This window comes from Pirellulaceae bacterium (assembly GCA_029243025.1).
Taxonomy (GTDB): domain Bacteria; phylum Planctomycetota; class Planctomycetia; order Pirellulales; family Pirellulaceae.
On sequence record JAQWSU010000022.1, the window covers coordinates 1 to 21,464 of the forward strand.

Genomic DNA, 21,464 nt, shown 5'->3' on the forward strand with positions numbered 1-21,464 from the left:
ATGATATCAACGCATTTCACCGCTCCACCATCAGTTCCGCTCACCCCTGTCTCCCTCAAGCCTAACGGTTTGGAGCGCAATTCCACGGTTGAGCCGTGGGCTTTCACACCCCACCTGTTAGACCGCCTACGCACTCTTTAAGCCCAGTGATTCCGAATAACGTTTGTCCGGTACGTATTACCGCGGCTGCTGGCACGTACTTAGCCCGGACTTCCTCTGCGGTTAGGTCAACTAAGGGGGATGACCCCCAAAGATTTCCACCCCACTGACAGCGGTTTACAACCCGAAGGCCTTCATCCCGCACGCGGCGTCGCTCCGTCAGACTTTCGTCCATTGCGGAAGATTCTCGACTGCAGCCACCCGTAGGTGTCTGGGCAGTGTCTCAGTCCCAGTGAGACGGGCCACGCTCTCACGCCCGCTACCCATCTTTGCCTTGGTGAGCCGTTACCTCACCAACAAACTAATAGGACGCAGGGCCATCCCCAGGCGGAATCTCACCTTTGGTCCAGGGACATCATCTAGTATTACCGGCAGTTTCCCGCCGCTATCCCAGACCTGGAGGTAGGTACCCTACGCGTTACTCTCCCTTTCGCCGCTTTCCAGATCCAATGCAAGCACCGGATCTTTCTCGCTCGACTTGCATGCCTAATCCACGCCGCCAACGTTCATTCTGAGCCAGGATCAAACCCTTCAATTAAATTGCTTACTGCGGCTAGACCGTTTCCGGACTATCGCAGATGACGAGCCAATTGAGAGTCTGTTTTGGTGACATCACCATTAGGTAAACGGTGAGTCACCGGTTCGCATAGCCTTATGCAAATTCTCAAATAAGAACATTCACAAGAGGTCACTACCAAATTGTCAAAGAGCTGGTTTCCCCTGAGGACAATTTGTCGCTCACAGGAACACGTAATATTAGCGGCCTGTGGATCCTGGTCAACACCCATCGGCAAAAAAAAAGAATTCGACCCGTTAACGTTGCGCCGGGTGTCTGTATAACCGCCAAAAGTTTCCTGGATTGCCATCTGCGTGGTGAAAATGCACGCTTTGATGCACCGGCAAAGCCAAGCTGTGACTGCGGTTGGCTTACCGGTCGTCACGTTTTTCTTCCCGTAGGCTTTCAAAAGCGGTCTCGGATCTACTTCCTTACACGGCAAATTGCGACAACGCAAAACAGCAGGTGGCTCACGCTAGGAGCGAGTTCGAGTCGGTGATTGGACCGTCTCGCTTTCGTTTCATCGGCTGAATAGATCAACGGCCAGAACGATTGCTGGAGCCGCGTCCTGTCCGCGACCTTGATCAAGCCTGGCAACGTTGCTGTTCGGTTGCTTGACGCCGTTTGCCCTCTTCGCTGAGCAGAACTTTGCTCACGCAGTTCCCACTAAAATCGGCTCGGTGAAGCCCCGGTCGGGCTCGGATCGCCTTTGGGTGATTCATTTCGCCGAGCTGCTGGCTGTCGTTTGTTTTGCAGGGGGTAGCCTCCGTTGCTGCTGATTTGCCCGAGAAACAGCCGGCCAAACAGCCTCGCAGGCGACAGATGCTGCAAATGGCAATTCGTGGCAGACGGAAGCTGCTCGGTTCTGAAAACGCGAAAGTCATAGGGGCTATTGCGATCCTGAGCCTGTCCCCTTGCTCACGGGCCCCTTGCTCACGGATGATCAATTTGGAGACGCCTGCATCGGAAATTGAGCTGTCAAAACGATCTTTGGCGGTTGTCCCCGTAAAAGCGCCGTGAAAGCGCCGTGAAAACGTCATCCGCTGTCGTTGCCCACTGAATCGGCCGTCTGGGGCAAATGCTTCCAATTTCATCATCTCTGCAGCCCGGCGGTAAACAACCAGTCCGCGGCAAGGCCGAGTGATGAGAACTCAAAGGTTATGGCGTTCATGCCGTTAGAAATAGAAAGAATGGGTCTCCCTCGGTTGCTGTTCTATTAATACGGCCGTCATCTGCATCGACCAAATCAGTTAAATCCGGAACGCCTGATTCATGTTCCGGACGAAGCATCTTTATCCCCGTGAGAACGCAAGTATCGAATCGGCTGTGCCGTCTTTGAAATCTTTCATCCACGGTTGAATTCTTGCGCGGTCGTTTGGCATGTGGTTCGTGCTTAAGTGGGCGCCTGGTCCGAACCCAATGAAAGCCCTGCCCAGGCTGCTTGGAAGAGCCCAGGAGACCGAAATTGCGATCATCCCATCCTGCACATGCATGGATTTTCCCCGACGATGTGGCTGCTTGTGTTGATGAATCCAAGTCGCAAATGGGCCATCATCAGCGTTGTTTGGCGGCCAGTGTTCCGCGCCCCAATCACTAGGAGGCAGTCGTGGTCAGAAGGCTTGGTAGGGCGCGCTAAAGATCTATCTGCAGAGACTTGTTTGAGAAAATTGACTTTTCGGCTGCCGAGCGAGTCATGGCCTTGTTCCACAGTCTGAGGCGATTCGCATGGATGGAAAAGAGAATGAAACAGACGCTCAGAAGATCTGAATTTTGCATCCATCAATATTGACGTCTCTGAAGTTGCTTCAATCATTTCATGTGTTGTTTCGCCTGATTCTCTAGGCTTAGCGAGCCGGAAGGAATGAAGGATTCGCCATTTGGGTGTTTGCTGAGAACCGGGGAATGGGGCTGCCTGCTTCGTCTCGAACACGCTGTGCCCCTTTGTTATTGGCCGAATTTCAGATCTCGAGCTGAAGTTGCGTTCTGGATTTCATTCTGGATTTCATTCTGGATTTCATTGATCGGCCGTTGCTCGTAAGGAGGTCCGATCTTGGAATGGGCAAATGGAGAGAAAATGGGCAAATGGAGAGAAGAAGCTCTGATTTCTGCTAACTTGTCGTCCTCGGGTTCGGGGCAGCTTTCCCAGGGACTCGCGTCCCGCTCCCCCCGCATTTCCAGATCGTGGAGAATCCAGCATTGAATCGACCGAATTCCATTTTCGTCTATGGAACCTTGAAGCGGGGGGAGTGCCGCGAAAACGCTTGGCCGTTGCCGTCTCGGAAGGTCGCTGCGGCCCGAGTTCGGGCTGAAATGTACGATCTGGGCCCCTATCCGGCGATCATCAGCGGAGATGACTGGGTGTTGGGTGAGCGCTGGGAGTTTGCGCCTCAGGACCTTCTTGCCACGCTGAAGGTGCTCGATGAAATCGAAGGTTATCGGAATCGTGCAGACGATCTCTATCAACGCCAGATCGTTTCTTGTTGGGGCGGTTCTGGGGTGAGTGCCGAAATCATCGGTGTTGGCAAGCCGACGGTCGTTGCTGCTTACGCCTACTTTTTTTCGGAAGCGGAGCATTTAAAACGCGTGGCCCACCGAATTATTCCACACGGCAACGTGTGTCAATGGGGCCGTTGAGTCGCCGGTGGAGTTGAGATTGTCAGGTTAACTCGACGATCTCTTTCGGCCGGCATCACTCACGATATAGGTGCGATTCATGCGGCGAATCGTTTCTTTCAGCGAATTTCGACTGGAAGCGGGCGACAAGAGTTCGGCTTCCGATCCGAGAGCGAGTACGCGCGGAATGATTTCCAGATCGTGTCCGGCCTTGACGGTCAAGATGATGCTCCCGTCGGCGTGTCGTTTGATTTTCTGATCGGGATGCCAGGGATCCTCCTCAATCCAAGGTGCAGCATAGGCGCTGACTTGAATCCGGAAGGTGCGGAGTTTTCCACCACTGAAGATTCCGATACTTTCGCGCAGATGTTGTTCTAGGTGAAAGTCGGATCTTGGCTTGAACCAGTTGTCGAGCGCGGTTGCTTTCCGGAAACGGTCCAGTTTGAGGTGGCGGATGGGTTGATCTGCGTCATCCGCCTCGCAGGCGTCGGCGATGACGTAGAGGCTGCCATGGTAAAATGCGATCCCATACGGGTGGATCTGGCGTTTTGAGGCTCGGTCTTGGCCGAGCGGCTTGTAGCTGATTTCGACCACACGATGTTCGAGGATGGATCGATTGATGGTCTTTAGCATGCCCTGATGTCGTTCGTAGCTTTTTGCCGGCATGCCCAGCACGTGGAGGACTTGTCGATATTTTTCGTAATGGCTCCAGACGCTGGAGGGAAGGCTATCGCGGATTTTGTTCCAAAATGATTCGATGCCGATCCAAAACGGGGTGCCGGCCAACGGCGTCAGCAGGTCCCGTCCAAGTGAGAAAGCCAGTAATTCGGTGGCAGAGGCGGTGATTTTATGGGATCCGCGGAAGAGGGGGCCGAGTTTCCAGATTCGACCTCGTTGAGTTTCGTGAACGCCAACATCAATACCTGCCGCTTGTAAGGCCTCCAAGTCTCGTCGCACGCTGCGAGTGTGGAGTGACGAGAGTCCAAGCTCGTCGACCAGTTCATCTCGCAATTCCGGTAGTGTACGACCGAATCGAAACCGTTCGAGGATTTGCAGTAACTTATGCTGACGAATGAGTTGTTCGTTGCGAGCCATAGAATGAGCATCTGGGAAGAAATGTCAGCGAACGTGATGAATTGCGGCGGAGGAACAGTCGTGTTATTTCGGGATAAGGGCCACAATGCGATTAATCACCTCTTCAATTTCCAGCCCGTCGCTGATGATTTCGATCGCGTCATCGGCTTTGACCAATCGGCCGATCGGTCGGCTGGCATCCTGCTTGTCCCGTTGGTTTTGCTGCTCGAGGATGTCATTTAGCGAAACCTGGTTCCCACGTTGCTCGAGTTCCTCTTTCCGCCGCCGGGCCCTTTCGTGGGGGGTCGCGTTAAGAAAAATTTTCAGATCGGCATCTGGAAAGACGAAGGAGCCTTGGTCGCGACCTTCGGTGACGATGTTGCCTGCGGCGGCAACTAGTCGCTGCTGTTCGGAAAGATAGGTGCGAACGGCTCGATTGTCTGCGACGGGTCGGATCGCTGAGGTGACTTCGGGTGACCGGATTTGGTTCGTGACATCCTCGCCGTTAACACGAATCCAGCCTTCGCCCGACTCAATCGTGAGATCATCAACGAGATTGGTAACGGCTTGTTGGTCGTCCAGTTTTACCTTTCGCTCGATCGCCGCTCGAGCAACCGCTCGATACATGGCACCCGTGTCAAGGAAGCGAAAACCCAGTCGCTGGGCAAGTTGACGTGCCACGGTGGACTTTCCAGCCCCTGCAGGGCCGTCAATCGTAATGATCATTGGGGATTTGCTTGAAAGGTTAAAAGGTTGGGTCAAGCTTGGAAACGCGCCTCGATTTCCGTTAACTCGTGTGGCGAAATCTGAAATCGCAGTTTATCGTCTTTGACTTCGCATTGCGTCAGCGTTTGTTGTTGGAAATCGGTCTTTCGTGCTGAATCAAACGAACGGAATGCGGAGATTTGAACCTGGCCAGGGCGTCCCTCCGATTCGCAGAGTCGAAGGCGAATACCGACAACCCGATCTTGTTCGAGCCACGGTTCCCAGCTAATGATTTGCACATGTTTTGCATCGATGTGCATTAACCAGCTTGAGATGCTCGCATGATCGCCATTGAGATCAGGGACGATGATGTCGGGGGCAAGCAAGGCTTGACTTTCGCGGAAGGGATGCTTGAGGTCGATTCCGATGCCAAACTTGAATTTGCGCTGCGATTCGCCTTTCACGATCAGCAAGCTGTCAAGCATCCGCATGCCCATCTTGCGATGGTACGGTAAGCCTCCGGTCAGGATTGCTGTTTGCTGCTGTCCATCATCGATTTGAATGAATAGCGGCGCTTCGAGCCGTTTTCCTGTCGATGGACAGCGAATTCCATTCAAAGCTCGGTCAAGCTCTGCGGCTTCATTCGACCAGGCAAAACGGCTCGCAAAATAGGAATTCCATCGGTCGTCGGCTGCGGAGCGTGTTGGCTGTAGTTCCGTTTCCACCTCGAGGACTCGGCTGCCTCGGATCACCCGAAACGTTTGGCTGAATTCGGCAATCACTTCTTTGGCGTCGTCAATTAGCTTGCCTCGTGATTCAATCGCCGCTTGCACGCGATTAACGCAGACGGTTTGCACTGAGTCGGCGACCATGTGGGTGTAGCCGCCATGGCGATCGAAACGAAAGGCTAACTGCTGGGAGAGTCGATTTCCGCGGGTGGAATAGTCGCGAATGGTTCGTAGACCGCCCGTTTGCGTGTCAATGCACGCCTCGAAAAACTCGTTTCGCAACGTGGTTTCCTCGAGTAGTTCCGGCGATTTCCCCGGGCTGCTGGCTGTTTTCGCGCTGTCAATAAAGGCGATGCCCATGCTGGGTGTGTCGACGACCATGGGCCGCTCAGCGTCTTTTTCGTCGCTGGCATAAACGGGCGGCTTGATAGGAGGGCAGTGGGATAGGCCCGCATTGAGCACAGCGGTGCGACGGGGAAAACCGAGGGGGTTCACGATGGCGAGCCGATCGGCTGTTGTCGCGACTTGGACGGGGTTGAGCTGCGTGGCCAGTTGATGGGCAACCTTTTCCAACGCCAGTTGCAGTTCAGGCTCCTGATCCTGCCACTCGGGATTGTCGAAGCCGGTGAGTGCAAATCGCTCCGCCAGTTTCTGGTATTCCTTGTACTGGTCGCGCTGTTCGGGTTGATCGTCGATGATCAGTTGCAGGCCCGAGCAGCTGACGAGGCTCTGGAGTAATAGCTCCTGTCGCCAGTAATTGATACTCGACGAAATCGGATCGGTCGGGCATTGGGTGAGGCGAGGTGAACGATATTGGTCGGCCGTAAATCGCTCGTGCATGCCCGGATCGTAGGTTTCGTCAAAGTATTCCTCCAGGGTGACGAAGCGTCCGAGCGCATGGGTGTATTGAGTAATCCTCTGAAGTTCTCGATACCAGGGGCTGGTTTGGCCAGCCCAGTGGGTAAAACAGCGAGTTGCCACGTGATCCATATCCATCGAGTCGCTAATGCTACTGGCCAAACTCAAGAAAGTCGCAGCGTTGGTCGCATCTAGCGGGGCACGCAAAATTGCATCGATGCTGACTTGTCCGTTACCCTCCCAACGCGATTTCGACTGCGTAGCCTCCGGGAATTGGCCACCGTCGAAGGTGGCGTGGAGAGCTGCACGATATCCCAGCTTATTGAGGAGTTGAGGTAAGCTGGGCGTGAGTCCGAACTGTCGTCGGGCATAAACCGTGGGACGGACGCCAGCGGTCGCTTCTAGGGCCTGGACGCTCCGGCTGATCTGGGCTCGTAACGTTTCGATCGACAGCAGCGATAGCGGCAATTCGCGGTAATCACCTCCAATGATCGATGCGTTTTGATCCGCGACCGCTGCCTGCAACGCGGATAGGGAGTCACCGGTGGTGGCGGCTAATTGATCGGCCACTTCGCCCGACATGATCAAATTGGATTTGGCAATGGTTTGAAGTTGAGAGAGGAGTGGATCGCCAAGTAAGGACGCGTCAAGCAGCGTGATGTCGATTAAGAAAACATCGACTGCATAATAATGGTCTCGCTCTTGGGCAAGGAAATCAAAACAGCTCTGGAGTTTTTCTCGTGTCGCAATTTCCTCTCCGTTCATTGCGAGTCGAGCCGCCGCGACCAGATTTTGTTCGAAAGACGTTTCCTCGACTGTCGTCGAATAACGCATCTGCCGGGTGAGCAGTTCTACCTGAAGGTAGGCGTAGCCTAGAGCCATGAAGTCATCGGCTAAGGCAGGCGGCGATGGGCCCGCATTCAATTTGGCAAGCGCCGGCTTGAGGATCGAATCCCTCTCCTGGGGGGATTCGATAAGGAGGCTATCTTGGGCGGTCAGATCGTTGACCAGACTCGGCTCGAGATCATTGGCGTAAGGTGTGGGAACAACCCAGAGGCAACCGCAGCGTTCCGAGGGCGGATCGTCGACTCGATGCCAAGTGGGCATCTTACCGATGGCTGCGATTAGTTGGGGATGCCACAAGGCGGTCCAGGAGGCCAGTAAGCTTTCAGCGGCCTCACCTTCATGATGAACCGGAAAGTCATCAAAACCATGACAACCGAGGAGAATGGCAGCTTCTTGCAAGGACATGTGTTCAATTATCGAGTTGTGGGAAGGGGCGTGAGGCGAACGCAACGAGCAGAATCTTGGTTGATTTTTCGTTGCGCTGCCGTCGATCGGGTGCAAAGTCGTCGGCACGGCACCTTTTCTGAACATCATCGAATTTCAGGATATCGGACGCAACCGTTGCCGTCGACTAGGGCTTGCCACCGTCAAAGACGCTATGTTGTTGAATCAATTCAGGTTACGACGGTTTTCCTGAGGCCGAATTGTTTGACAACGTAACCTTGTGTTCGATAGACTAGAGAGTCGGAACAGATACCGGAACAGAATCATTTCAACTTCTTGATTCCCAGTTGGACGTTCGCTCTATTTCTTGGAGCAGCGTTGACACTTAATTGCATCGCAGGGCAATCGTTCGGATTGTCTGGGAGTTTGCTATGGCAACATCGAATGCTGTATGGGGCATTGATATTGGGCAGTGTGCACTGAAGGCACTTCGTTGCAGCCTGAGTGATGATGGCGAGACGATTGTCGCGGATGCTTTTGATTACATCGAGTATCCCAAGATCCTGACACAGCCCGACGCGAACCCGGAAGAACTCGTCAAGGACGCGCTTCAGCAGTTCTTATCCAACAACTCGGTCCGCGATTCGAGGGTTGCGATTTCGGTCGCTGGTCAAAGCGGCCTGACTCGATTCATTAAATTGCCTCCAGTCGAAGCGAAAAAGATTCCTGACATCGTTAAGTACGAAGCGAAGCAGCAAATCCCCTTCTCGCTCGACGATGTGATTTGGGATTACCAGCCACTGCTCGGCGGGCTTCAAGACGAAGGCGTGGCGTTGGAAACTGAAGTCGGTCTGTTTGCGATGAAGCGTGAGCAGGTTTTTCGATCGTTGCGGCCGTTCCGTGATGCGGGTATCGAGTTGGACATCGTGCAACTTACGCCCATCTCGATCTACAATGCGGTGACCTACGGGGTGATGAAGGGCTTGCCCAATACCTCGGAATTCGACCCGGACAACCCACCGCCCTCGGTAGTGGTTATCTCCATGGGAACCGACACCACCGATCTGGTGGTCACGAACGGATTTCGTATTTGGCAACGTAGTGTGCCGATCGGCGGTAGTCACTTCACCAAGCAATTGACCAAGGAGATGAAGCTGACCTTTGCCAAGGCCGAGCATCTCAAGCGAAACGCGCGTCAGTCGGAAGATCCTAAAGCCGTTTTTCAAGCGATGCGGCCTATCTTTAATGACTTCGTCCAAGAATTGCAGCGTAGTATTGGTTACTTTCGTAGCATTGATCGAACCGCCAAAATCGAGCAAGGGGTCGTCTTGGGCAATGCCATGCGGCTCCCCGGTCTGCAGCCCTACGTGGAAAAGAATCTGGGGATTCCGATTAGAAAAGTATCGGAATATCGCCATTTAGACGGCGCCAGTGTGATTTCTACACCCAAATTCAAAGACAATTTATTGTCGTTTGCCAACGCGTACGGCCTGTGTGTCCAAGGTGTCGGCAAGGGGCGACTGTCCACCAACTTGATCCCGCGAGAATTGGTGACGGCTCGGCTCATTCGCCGCAAAAAGCCCTGGGCTTTAATCGCAATCGCCGTGTTCATGCTCGCCGTGACCTTCAATTTCCTGTTTCATTGGAATCGCTGGCGAGAGGCTCATGCTGATAACTTCAGTGCTGTGGCTCAAAAAGTACAGATGGTGGCGAGCAATAGTGGCGAATACAAGAGCCAGGATGAAACATTGCAGCAGGAATTCGATTCGCTCAAAAAAGTCGGCGACGAAGTGGTCGGCGGTGCGGACGCTCGTTTTCTAGTCGTTGAACTGATGAAAGCGTTCAACTCTTCACTGCCTCGCGACGAAACGGCCGATCCGATGGCTGTGCGAAAGGGTGGTTTTGACAAACGGCCTGAACTGTTCATTAAGTATGTCGATTCGCAGTATTTCACCGACCTGACGAACTACTTCACGCCGGATGCCAAGGACCGCTATCTTGGCTTCCTACGCGACCTGGAGTACAGCAAACAACGTGCTGCCGCACCGTCACCGGAACAGCCGATGGAAGACGGTGAAGTGTCCGACGAAGAGCAGGAAACAGATGAAGATTTCGAAGCGGAGGATACTGGCGATGAAGAATCGGGGATGATGGTTGAAGAACCCGATCTGCCAAGTTTCGCCACACCCGGATGGGTGTTTCAAGTTCATGGATTTCACTTTCACAATGATGATTTCTACAACCGAGGTGCACAGTATCTCGTCAATACGATCTTGAACGAGTTGGAAAATGGTTCGGTTGATCTTCCCTCCGGACCGGGTGGCGAAGTGACCACCTTCACGATGAAGGAACTCGGCATCCATTGTCCCTTGATCGCTCTTGAAGGACATGATGACACGGTGAATGTGCCGAATCCCGCCTATGAACCGCCGGTTGGTCAAGCAGCCAACCGAGGAGGAGGTGAGGGGCGTCGGTTTAACTTTGGGAACCAGCCGACTGATCCGAAAAAAGCTGAGTTCATCCCCGTGACTGCGCACGAGTTCACCATCCAATTTATGTGGATTGAGACGCGAGCAAGCCAGAGACTGGAAGCCAGGCAAAAGGCCGAGACGGCTGACGATCCCACCGATGACGTGGCAGGAGATTTTTGATCATGGACCAACTGAAAGAATTTTTCGGTGTCTTTAAGAGACAGCATTTCTGGTTCATCGCACCCGTATTGCTTGGGCTGGGAATTGCCGGTTGGATGATGTCATCATCAAAACTGACCACCGAGCTTGAGCAAAGCAAGCAGAAGGTCAAAAGCTACGTCGATCAAATGGCTGGAGTCAGTCGGACGGATAAGCATCCGAATCCCGAATTCCACGACGGCATGGGACAATTAATCAAAGATCGTCGTGCGAATGTCCTGCAGGCATGGGAAACCAAGTGGGAGCGACAAAAGCAAGAATTGAAGTGGCCCGAGCAATTACCGCCTGATTTTCGCCGAAAAGTCGAAGCGATGCGGCCGATCGAGAAGGTGGACCCGAAAAACAATCGTGAACAACGAATCACCTTGTCGCTTCGCCGCAGTTATGGAAATTACATTAAGAACGAGCTTCCTCGTCTGGCAGCGGAAATCGGTGCCAAGTGGCAGCCAGCGAGCAATCGTCAAGGTTCGGGAGGCGCTTCTGCATTCTCTTCCTCACGTGAGGCTGTGCGGGAACCACGCGGAAGATCGACAGCCGGTGAGGTGATTGACGAGTCGCAAATTGTGATTTGGAATCCGCAAAATCAAACGGAGATCCAAGCCCAATTCGATTGGGGGAATACACCGCCGACTACTTTTGAAATCCTCTACGCCCAAGAAGATCTCTGGGTGTTGGCCACCCTGATCGACATCATCAAGCGAACCAATGGCGACGTGCAAACTCGCTCGCAAGCTGCTGTGAAAGAGATTGGTTTTATTCAAATTGGTAGCGCCGTTGAACGTCCCGCGTTTCAAGTTCACGTGCCTCAATCCGTGGGTGGTGCCGAAGAAGGAATCGCAGACACGATTCCCGACGTTAACAACATGCCTGAAGTCAGCGGTTTGGATTCGGAACGAGGCGGATTTGACACAGAAAGCGGCGCTCCTCCTCAGCCTGATGCGCTCGCAACGTTGGTTGCTGATCGATATGTAGATATCGACTATAAGCCGATTGCGGACCTGGCTGGGCTCGAAGCTTCAGCTGCCGTGGCAAAGAGAATTCCAGTGCGGATTCGTCTCAAGATCGATCAGCGGGACGTTTACAAGTTGTTGGTTGAATGTGCCAATTCGCCACTCACACTTGAGGTTAGACAATTACGTTTTAACCCCCAAGGGGGCGCCTTGAGCGCCAACGGCGGCGGGTTCAACGGCGGCGGTCGCGAAGAGACGGCAAATTCCTTCACGAATCGAAATTCAGCAGCCAAGCAACTGGCCGGTATTGATTCGTTCGACCGAATGATCGAGATTTTTGGCATCGTCTATATCTTCAATCCCGTGGATGCATCCAAACTGGGAAATGAAGTGGACGAAGATATGACGGCATCTTTGTAAGCGGCTCAGATTCCTTTCGGAAATATGGGAAATCAGGCGATGAAGTTTAGCTTCAAGAAAAACGACGGCGGCGGCGAAAAAAAAACAAAGCCCAAAGGCAAACGCAAGTCAAGCGGCGACGGGATGGCTTCCTTGAAGACTGGCGCCGCCAATCACGGTGAAAAACTACTGCTTGGCTTCGTCGTGCTCGTCTCGCTCTACGTGATCTACGTAGGCTGGAATCGAGAGGGATTGGACTCCAGCCCTGCCCAGGTTGAGTCTGCGATCAACAATGCACGTTCCAAGATCGATTCACCCACTTGGGCTGAGGTCAAGCAAGTACGCTATCCAGAAGTCGATAAGTTTCACCGACTTGCCTCCGATGATACGCGCCCGCTCAAAGCAGAAGACTTTGCGATGAAGATGCCAATGCATCCCGTGCTGCAAGAACAGAGACAACGACGCGCTGACCCTGAACTGCTTGCCCCATTGGAACTGGAAGTTCGCCCGAGCTATGGAGCAATCGCCATTCGAGGAGATGGTGACGGGGGGCGATCAGCGATCGGCAATCTGATCGGCCAGTCGGAAGATATCCGATCGTTGCCCGATAGGGTTAGTGAGCGACTGCGCGGGCAGTCGACAGGCGGAATGGATACCGAAGCACGCTATTTCATTTCCATTACGGGACTCGTTCCCGTGAAAGCTCAGCAGGAACTTTATCGTGCCGCTTTTGGACAGGCGATTGAATACCGAATTGAACGCGATTCGCCCCAATATATCGCTCTCGATGTTGAGCGTCGTGAGCTGGATGCGAGCGGGAAACCAGGGGAATGGAATAGCTTGGATGCGCCTCGGGTTGCTCGGCTTGAGCCGCGTAAATGGGAATCGAAATCCGAAGAAGTTGCCCTGCAGGAGCACGTGATTAGCGCGTTGATGATGCCGCTGCCACCCGTTATCTTTCGCGATATTGGCGAATGGGCTGTCCATAGTAAAATTCCCCATGCCCAACTCGATCAGAGTGGATTTATTCGGGAAACGGAATCAAGAGACGATCTTCGCGATCAAGGAGCAGAAGAAGAATTTAGTCTTTTTGACTCCGAGTCCGTCTCTCGCCGGAGTGAAGGTGAAGAACGGAACGACGAAAGTAACGAAGAATTTTCTGAACGGGGTGGCGACGAGAGTGTTGTCAACCAATTGAAGGTCGAGATGGGCATGCTGCGGTTCTTTGACTTTGATGTTCAGCCAGGCAAAGTTTACGAGTATCGGGCCCGGTTGTTGCTTGAAGATCCCAACAATCCGCATGGCTTCGAGATGCCATCCGCCAGTGCATGTGAAACGGCAGTGATTATCCGCCGGCAGGCCGATCCTGACAATAATCTGCGGCAGTCTCCGTGGAGCGCATTAACGAAACCGGTTCGTGTACCCAGCGGACGCCAGGTTTTCGCAGGAAAAGTGGTGTCACCAAGTACCAGTCCCGTGTCGGCTGCTCGTGGCTTGATTGCACTCCCCAAGAAGTCAACCGATGAACCTGCGGCGCGAATGATGGGCGTCGCCTGGGACGCTGTGAACAAATACGACGTCCCGAATGTTTTGACCGTTCGACGTGGTTCGGTCGTCAATCAAGCATCCGCCGAAGTGGAAGTCATTGATCCATCCATTGCTAAGGTGCGGAAATTGCGAGATTACGACTTCAAAACGAACATCGTTGTACTTGATATTGCGGGGGGAGAGCCGCTCAAGACGAAAGGGACTTTCAGTCGCTCTGAGCTGCGAGCACCTGGAATGGTGTTGGTCATGGATGAAAACAATAACTTGTCTTTCCACAGTGAAATCGCAGATCGAGGCGATTTTGAATTCTTTGAGATCCCGCCCGACGAAGAAATGTTGCGGGAACAACAAAGGCGTTCCGAGGAGGACGAAGAGGGCGAACGTCGTGGCGGTCGGCGGGGAGATCGCGGTGGCCGAAATGATCGCGGCGGCCGAAATGATCGCGGTGGCGAGAATGATTTTTCCGAACCAGGATTTGGCGAAGACGAGGGCGATCGGCGTGATCGTCGACGTCGTTAATCTTGTTGTTTTCCCGCGTTCTATGCTCTTTCTTGCGGCTAGCGAGCTGTGCTAGCCGCCTTTCTAAGGCAGCGCCCGAGAAAGATATCTTTCTCAATTCTTTTGCTTTGCCCTTGACGCTGTTCTCTACAGCAAGTACTTAACCGCCACTCGTCGACAGACCTCATTTCCGAAACGTCGAATTTACGTTTGCTGAACAACAATTTTTGTTGTTCGCCAGTAGCTCAGGAGTGGGCTGCAGTGGCATGCTGGCACCAGTGAGAGTTCGCACGAAAACCTCGGAACGGATTTCATTTCGATTTAAGGAGCGTCGCGTTGAAGATGGACGCGAAACGAATTAGCTGCGGTGTGCTGGGAGCTTGGATGTTGATGACGACATTCAGCCAAGCACAGTCCAACAACTTGAGCCACGCATTTCAGATCTCCAAGATCTCTGTGGGGCAGTCACCAACGACCGGCAGTCGTCGGGAAGCCGATGAGCTTCTCCGGCGATCTCGTGGAGCCATGAAAGATGGAAATCTGGCTCAGGCGAGGTGGTACTTGGAGCGAGCGGAAAAGATGGACGTCAAATATGATGGCCTCTTAAAGCGATTCATCGACACGCCTGAAAAGGTGCGTCGCGATCTCGCTAAGCTTGATCCAGCGAACACGTCGTCTGCTCGGAAGACGGATTCGTCGGATGTCGACGGTGCAGTCAAACCAGAGACGGTGAAGCCAGAGACGGTGAAGCCAGAGACGGTCGACAATCAGTTGGCCTCCAAACCGTTGCCGTTGAATGCCGACGCCCAGCCGTCGCCGAATCGGTCAACGGAGTTTATTAAAAACCCGTACACGAATCCGAAGGTAGGGGCACAGCCTCCACAACCGGCTGTACCTGCTCCGTTAAAAGCTTCCCCTTGGACTGCTAAAAAACAGCAAGCCTCGCAATTGCTTTCAAGTGCACGTGCTTCGCTGAGTCGCGGTGACATTGCCTTCGCTGAGACTCAGGCCCAACGCGCTCATGCCATGCGAATTCCGGATGCGGAGTTTGGGCCGGGAGAAGCCCGACCTTGGATGGTTCTGCTTGAAGTTGATAAGGCCAAGCGACAGATGCAGAGTTCGGCTGTTGTGCCGGCTGGTGGAGTCATCGATAACGGGGGTGTTCGCCAAGCGGTAGTAGGAATCCCCGATGGTTCCCGCGTTCGTCCAGCAGCATCAGAGCCGTCTCAATTATCCAACACACGGCCGCTACCAGGCGAGCCCAATCCGTTTAACTTCCCCCTCAATGCGGACCGGGCTCCGGCAGCACGAGTGGCTCAATTTGAATCGACGGTGCAAGCGACGCCGGACAGGTCGCCTGCAGCCACACCGGCAATGAAGCTCATTCGTGAAGGTGAAGCCGCAGTGAAGAACCGGGACTTCACAACCGCACGGGACCGATTCCGAGCAGCTTGGAAGTATGAAGCGGAATTAGATCCGCAGATTCGACAACGATTACAGGATAATCTGCAGCTTTCACGAGCGGCGGGTGCCGAAAGTGTTCCGCCACCAAGTCCATTGTCGACTGGCGAGCAGGCCATGGTTCGCCGCTTTAGTTCTGAAATTGCTCGAGAACAAGTTGTCATTAACCGCCAGCTTCGCAACAGTCCTCGGGCTGCTTGGGAACAGCTGAAGACATTGCGTGCTAAGGTGAGCGATGCGGAGATTCCGGAAGATGCTCGCCGACAACTTCTGGGTCGAGTCGATCGCAGCATCGACGAAGCCGAGAAATATATTGAGCAAAACCGGGCACGTATCGAATTGGATGAAGACAACAAAGCCGTGTTGGCTGAAGTAGATCGTCGCCGCCTGCATCAGATCCAGGTCGACGATGAATTGACACGGATGGTGGACGAATTCAACAAGCTGATGGATCAAGAGCGTTTCTCAGAAGCGGTCGTGATTGCCAAACAAGCGAGAGAGTTACATCCTGAAGATCCAACAGTTGAATCGATGGCTTGGAAGAGCCGATTCGCGGAAAGATTGATGGTCGACATGTCACTCCGAAGTCGCAGCGAAGAGGGCGTCATTGGGGCCTTGATGAGCGTGTCGCAGGCAGGTATCCCCTTCGATGATCGGAATCCGATCGAATTCCCCCAGGATGGCAACGCCAAGTATTGGGAAGATTTAACGGATCGCCGACGCCGAGCGATGTCAGAAGGCTCGAGACGATTGTCGGATACGGAACTTGAAATTCAACGAGCGTTGCGCAAGAAGGTGCAGGTCGATTTCAGTGAGCAGCCGCTCGGTGAGGTTTTGACTCATCTGGGTGACCTGGTTGGCATCAGCATTTACATCGATCCCCAAGGTTTGACGGCCGAGGGAGCGTCCAGCGATATGCCGGTGACGATACGCCTGAATCAAGAAGTGCAACTGAAGAGTGCTCTGAATATCATTTTAGAGCAGTTCAGTCTGAGCTACGTGATTCAGGATGAAGTACTCAAAATTACCAGCGAGACCATCAGGGCCTCGAAGGTGTACGTCGATACCTACGATGTTGCGGATTTGGTGATTCCAATCCCGAACTTCTTACCGAGTTACAATGTGGGCTTGCCGAGTGCGATTCGCGAAGCCTACAACGCTCAAGGGTTTGGGAATTCAACGGGAGGCTACAACCAAGTTCCGTTGACGATCATGGCCAATAATCAGAATAGTGCATCAGCGTCAAATTCGGTCCTCGCGCAGATGTCCGCATCAGGAGCACTGTCGAACACCGGTGGTTCACCGCAGCCAATCGGGTTTGGCCCGGGTGGACTGGGAGGCGGTGCCCAAGCTGACTTTGACACTCTGATCGAATTGATCACGGCGACCATTGCTCCCACAACGTGGGACGAGGTGGGCGGTGAAGGCTCGATTCAAGGTTTTCCGACTAACTTGAGTCTGGTGGTCAGTCAGACTCAGGAAGTGCACCAGCAGATCGCTGATCTGCTGGAACAATTGCGACGCTTGCAAGATCTGCAGGTGACGATCGAAGTTCGATTCATCACGCTCAACGATAACTTCTTTGAGAGAATCGGCGTCGACTTTGACTTTGACATCGATGACAACACGACGGTGGTTCCAAATGATGACTCGGGACCAAGTATCGTAATTGGTTTGGATCCGCAGGGTAATCCGACTGCCGACCTCGACTTACAGTTCAGTCAAGGGAGCTTCGGAGAAGCTGTGCCTGCCTTTGGCGGTTTCAGTGCGGGAAGTGCGGCCACATTCGGTTTTGCCATCATTAGCGATATCGAAGCGTTTTTCTTGATCGAAGCAGCTCAGGGAGACCAGCGGACGAACGTCTTACAGGCTCCCAAGGTGACCTTGTTTAACGGTCAACAGGCGAGTGTGAATGACTCGAACCAACGACCGTTCGTGACGAGTGTGACGCCTGTTGTTGGTGACTTTGCCGCAGCTCAGGCTCCTATTATTGTCGTGCTTAGTGAAGGGACATCGCTGAATGTTCAAGCGGTTGTCTCCAATGATCGACGATTTGTGCGGCTCACGCTGGTGCCGTTCTTCAGCAAAATCGGTGACGTCGAGGAGTTCACCTTCGAAGGTCGACGTGTCTCGAACACGGGTACTGCGGTTGCGGATCCGACCGATCCCGATCAAACGCTCGACGACAACGCCGAAGAGATTATCGAAGGTACGACGGTGCAGTTGCCTCAATTTGCCTTTACGAGTGTGTCAACAACGGTCAGTGTGCCCGACGGAGGAACGATCTTGTTGGGCGGCATTAAACGTCTGCAAGAGGGACGAAATGAGCAGGGGGTTCCCGTGCTGAGTAAGTTCCCTTACATCAATCGACTGTTTAAAAACGTTGGCATTGGCCGTACGACTCAAAGCCTGATGATGATGGTTACCCCCAGAATTATCATTCAGGAAGAAGAGGAATCGAAATTAGGAATCGCCTTGCCGGGTAATTAATAAGGCGAGTCAAATCAAAAGAAAGGCCTGTGGCATTAATTTGCCACAGGCTTTTTTTGTTGCGCTCACGTCAGGTCGCTCGGGTAGTCGCGATCGCCTGATGAAAACCCTTGATTACCTCTTCTGCTTCGCTGCGATTTCTCTGGCTGATTGATGAAAAACGTCTCGCGGCATGTTAAGGTAGTCGCTGAAGTCCTTGGGGCTCGCTCCCGGATGGTTTGAGCGATCTTGGCGATGAAGTCGTCTGCTCAATCTTTTCTTCCTGATGTTGATGCACCGTGATTTGTCTTGCTAAAGGAGCCAACGAATGCTGCTCGCGATTCGATCGGGATTGGTGCTGTTTGTATTGGCCATTACGCCTGTTTTCGGTTTGCTTGCCGAAGATGATTCGACGAGGCCTGTTGCCGGATTGCATGAGAATCCACCCCGTCTGCATGCTCTGACCAATGCGCGTATCGTGCTTGCTCCGGGGCAAGTCCTGGAAAAGGCGACGTTGGTCATTCGTGGCATGGTGATCGAAGCGGTGGGCGTCGGCGTAGTTATTCCGATGGAGGCAGAAGTAAAAGATCTGACAGGACATACCATTTACCCCGGATTCATCGATGCGTTTTCTGAGTTGGAGGTTCCCGCGCAACCGGTCGATCGAGGTGCGGCTCATTGGAATCTGTATGTTCAAGCTCAACGAGATGCCGCGGTTGCCTATGCAAAAGATATCGGAATCAACAAGCAGCTGCGGTCACAGGGGATTACGACTCGATTGGTTGCTCCCAAGAGCGGTATTATTAAAGGCACCAGTGCGTTGGTCACCACCTCGGATGATGGGGGAGATCGATCGCTGTTAGCTGATCATGTTGCCATGCACGCAATGTTGACGGTGCCGCGATCAGGATCTCGGAAATCTTATCCGAATTCCCCGATGGGGGCTGTTGCACTTCTGAGACAGACTCTCTACGACGCGCATTGGTATCGCGAAGCCTGGCAAGTCTTTCATTCTCAGGCTGGGGTGGAAAAGCCAGAGACCAATGTTGCTTTGGAGGCTCTGCAACCCGCGATTAATGGCAACCAACTTGTGCTGCTAGCGGCTCCTGACGAACAGTATCTGCTGCGTGCAGATGCAATCGGCAAGGAATTTGGTTTGAATGTTGCCATTTTGGGATCAGGCGAAGAATATCGACGCATCAGCGATGTGCGGCAAACTCGTCGCGTGATTATTCTTCCGTTGAATTTTCCGGCGCCTCCCAATGTGGCTACCGTAGAGGCCGCTCGAGAAGTAACTCTGGAGGACTTGATGCATTGGGATCATGCACCTGAGAATGCCGCGCGGTTGCAGCAAGCTGGTATTTCTTTCGCCTTCACGAGCCACGGGCTTAAGAATAAGTCGGAGTTCCTGAGCGCAGTGCGAAAGGCTGTTCAGCGTGGGTTACCCGCCGCAGAAGCGTTGAGAGCAATGACCATCATGCCAGCACGATTGTTTGGCGTGCAAAATAAAGTTGGTTCGATTGCGGAAGGGAAACTCGCCAATTTGTGCGTGGCCGATGGCCGGCTGTTGGAAGAAAAAGCAAAGGTTATCTCAACCTGGGTCGGTGGGAAACGCTACGAAGTAACCCCCGAAGAGCCTCGTGATTTGCGAGGTACTTGGAAGGTGAAAGTTGAAGGGAGGGAACGGTCAGCCGCCTTGGATATTTCCGGGAAGCCGGCAGCATTGAAGATCAATTGGGATTCAACGCAGGAAGGGAAAAAGCCCCAGCCGCTCAAGAAAATCAAAATGCAGGATCTGCACCTGACGGCTACCCTGAATGCGGACTCCTTTGGCGAATCGGGTCTCGGGTTGTTTTCGGCGGTGGTCATGCCTGGTGCCAATCAGAGTTGGCGACTTGACGGACGCATTGTTTTGCCGAGCGGCAAGGAGATCGCTTTTGTTGCTCAGCCAGACAAGACAGAGGACAAGACAGAGGAGGTTGCTGACGAAAGCTCTGATGGGGATACCGAGGAAAAGGCGGTTGTATCAGACGACACGGTGAGTGAAGTGGATAGAGAAGCGGCGGCTGAGGCGAGTGCTGAGCAAGCCGAGCCGGAAGCTGCTGGCGAGGCGTCAATGGCGAGCTATCCCGTCAATCGGCCATTGGGCGCTTTCGGGCGACTTGAAAAACCCGAGCAACCTGCGCTGCTGGCATTGACGAACGCGACGGTTTGGAGCTGCGGTCCGCAAGGAATTGTTGAGAATGCCACATTACTTGTTCGAGCTGGTTTGATCGAGCGTATTCAGTCCCGCACAGATGCCTTACCCGATTCGGCAGTGGTGATCGACTGCACCGGCAAGCACATCTCACCAGGGATTATCGACTGCCACTCCCATATGGCGACTGATGGTGGGGTAAATGAAAGTGGTCAAGCGATCACGGCCGAAGTGCGGATCGGAGACTTTATCGATGCTCGCGACATTTCCATTTACCGGCAACTGGCGGGAGGTGTCACGACCTCGAACATCCTACATGGTTCAGCCAACCCAATTGGTGGGCAAAATCAAGTGATCAAACTTCGATGGGGTGCCACACCGGAAGAGATGAAGTTCGCGACCGCCCCGACTGGCATAAAATTCGCGTTGGGTGAAAACGTTAAGCAAAGCAATTGGGGCAGCGGTTATAACACGCGCTATCCCAAGTCCCGCATGGGCGTTGAGCAGATTGTTCGCGATGCGTTTCTCGCAGCGAGGCAGTATCGCGATCGCGGAATTGAGTGGCAAAACACTCATCGTGGTTTACCGCCTCGTCGAGATTTGGAGCTTGACGCTCTGGTTGAAATCTTGGAGGGGGAACGCTGGATTCACTGTCATAGCTATCGACAGGATGAGATTTTAGCGTTGTTGCGAACCCTTGAAATGTTTCAGATTCGGATTGGAACCTTGCAGCATATTCTTGAAGGATACAAAGTTGCAGAGGTGATGAAACGCCATGGTGCCATGGCTTCGGCATTTTCAGATTGGTGGGCATACAAGATCGAGGTTTATGATGCGATTCCATACAACGGTGCATTAATGCACGACATGGGAATTGTTGTCTCGTTCAACTCCGATGATCAAGAGTTGGCTCGCCACCTAAATCATGAGGCAGCCAAGGCAGTGAAGTATGGGGGCGTTGCGCCGGAGGATGCCTTGCAGTTTGTAACACTCAATCCGGCTAAGCAACTCAGAATCGAAGACTACGTTGGTTCCCTGGAGGCGGGGAAGCATGCCGACTTTGTCGTTTGGAGTGACTCTCCCTTGTCGACATTGAGTCGTTGCGAACAAACTTGGCTGGATGGTCGCAAGTATTTTGACATCACCGAGGATCGTTCCCAGCGAAAGAAGTGGTCGGAGATGCGGTCTTCATTGATTCAAAAAATCTTGGTTGCCGGTGAGAAGATGCAAAAGGCGAGTGACAAACAAGCTCGTGAACGTGATCTCTGGCCTCGTGTCAACATTTACTGTCGAGGTCATTTTCGTTCGAATTGACGTCGTCAGCTTTCT

At 53.3% G+C, this 21,464-nt stretch carries 9 protein-coding genes and 1 rRNA gene; 6 read left to right on the forward strand and 4 right to left on the reverse strand.

Annotation, left to right across the window (positions count from 1 at the left end):
- Positions 1-697, reverse strand: a 16S ribosomal RNA gene (locus tag P8N76_10000); the annotation flags it as partial.
- Between the two features lie 2,214 nt (positions 698-2,911).
- On the opposite strand from P8N76_10000, the gene P8N76_10005 reads away from it, so the two are divergent.
- On the forward strand, positions 2,912-3,349 hold the full coding sequence (locus P8N76_10005; GenBank protein MDG2381995.1) for a gamma-glutamylcyclotransferase: 438 nt from the start codon (positions 2,912-2,914) through the stop codon (positions 3,347-3,349).
- Positions 3,350-3,376: 27 nt separating this feature from the next.
- On the opposite strand, the gene P8N76_10010 is transcribed toward P8N76_10005, so the two are convergent.
- The 3 genes from P8N76_10010 to P8N76_10020 all read right to left on the reverse strand — a co-directional run bounded on the left by P8N76_10010 (position 3,377) and on the right by P8N76_10020 (position 7,944).
- Positions 3,377-4,423, reverse strand: coding sequence for a WYL domain-containing protein (locus tag P8N76_10010; GenBank protein ID MDG2381996.1), 1,047 nt, complete (start codon positions 4,421-4,423; stop codon positions 3,377-3,379).
- 63 nt (positions 4,424-4,486) lie between these two features.
- Positions 4,487-5,128 carry a (d)CMP kinase gene (gene cmk / locus P8N76_10015; GenBank protein MDG2381997.1) on the reverse strand — a complete coding sequence of 214 codons (642 nt, stop codon included), beginning with the start codon at positions 5,126-5,128 and terminating at the stop codon, positions 4,487-4,489.
- Positions 5,129-5,160: 32 nt separating this feature from the next.
- Positions 5,161-7,944 carry a hypothetical protein gene (locus P8N76_10020; protein MDG2381998.1) on the reverse strand — a complete coding sequence of 928 codons (2,784 nt, stop codon included), beginning with the start codon at positions 7,942-7,944 and terminating at the stop codon, positions 5,161-5,163.
- Positions 7,945-8,354: 410 nt separating this feature from the next.
- Between P8N76_10020 and pilM the strand changes: the two genes are divergently transcribed.
- The 5 genes from pilM (at position 8,355) to P8N76_10045 (ending at position 21,449) form a co-directional block, all read left to right on the forward strand.
- Positions 8,355-10,574 carry a type IV pilus assembly protein PilM gene (gene pilM / locus P8N76_10025; protein MDG2381999.1) on the forward strand — a complete coding sequence of 740 codons (2,220 nt, stop codon included), beginning with the start codon at positions 8,355-8,357 and terminating at the stop codon, positions 10,572-10,574.
- 2 nt (positions 10,575-10,576) lie between these two features.
- Positions 10,577-11,983: a hypothetical protein gene (locus P8N76_10030; protein ID MDG2382000.1), complete on the forward strand. Its 1,407-nt coding sequence runs from the start codon at positions 10,577-10,579 to the stop codon at positions 11,981-11,983.
- 39 nt (positions 11,984-12,022) lie between these two features.
- The gene (locus tag P8N76_10035) at positions 12,023-14,029 is read left to right on the forward strand and encodes a hypothetical protein (protein MDG2382001.1); all 2,007 of its coding nucleotides are present in this window, start codon (positions 12,023-12,025) and stop codon (positions 14,027-14,029) included.
- A gap of 321 nt (positions 14,030-14,350) precedes the next feature.
- Positions 14,351-17,959: a general secretion pathway protein GspD gene (locus P8N76_10040; GenBank protein ID MDG2382002.1), complete on the forward strand. Its 3,609-nt coding sequence runs from the start codon at positions 14,351-14,353 to the stop codon at positions 17,957-17,959.
- Between the two features lie 307 nt (positions 17,960-18,266).
- Entirely contained in the window at positions 18,267-21,449 is a 3,183-nt protein-coding gene (locus P8N76_10045) for an amidohydrolase family protein (protein MDG2382003.1), read from the forward strand.
- Positions 21,450-21,464 lie beyond the last annotated feature (15 nt).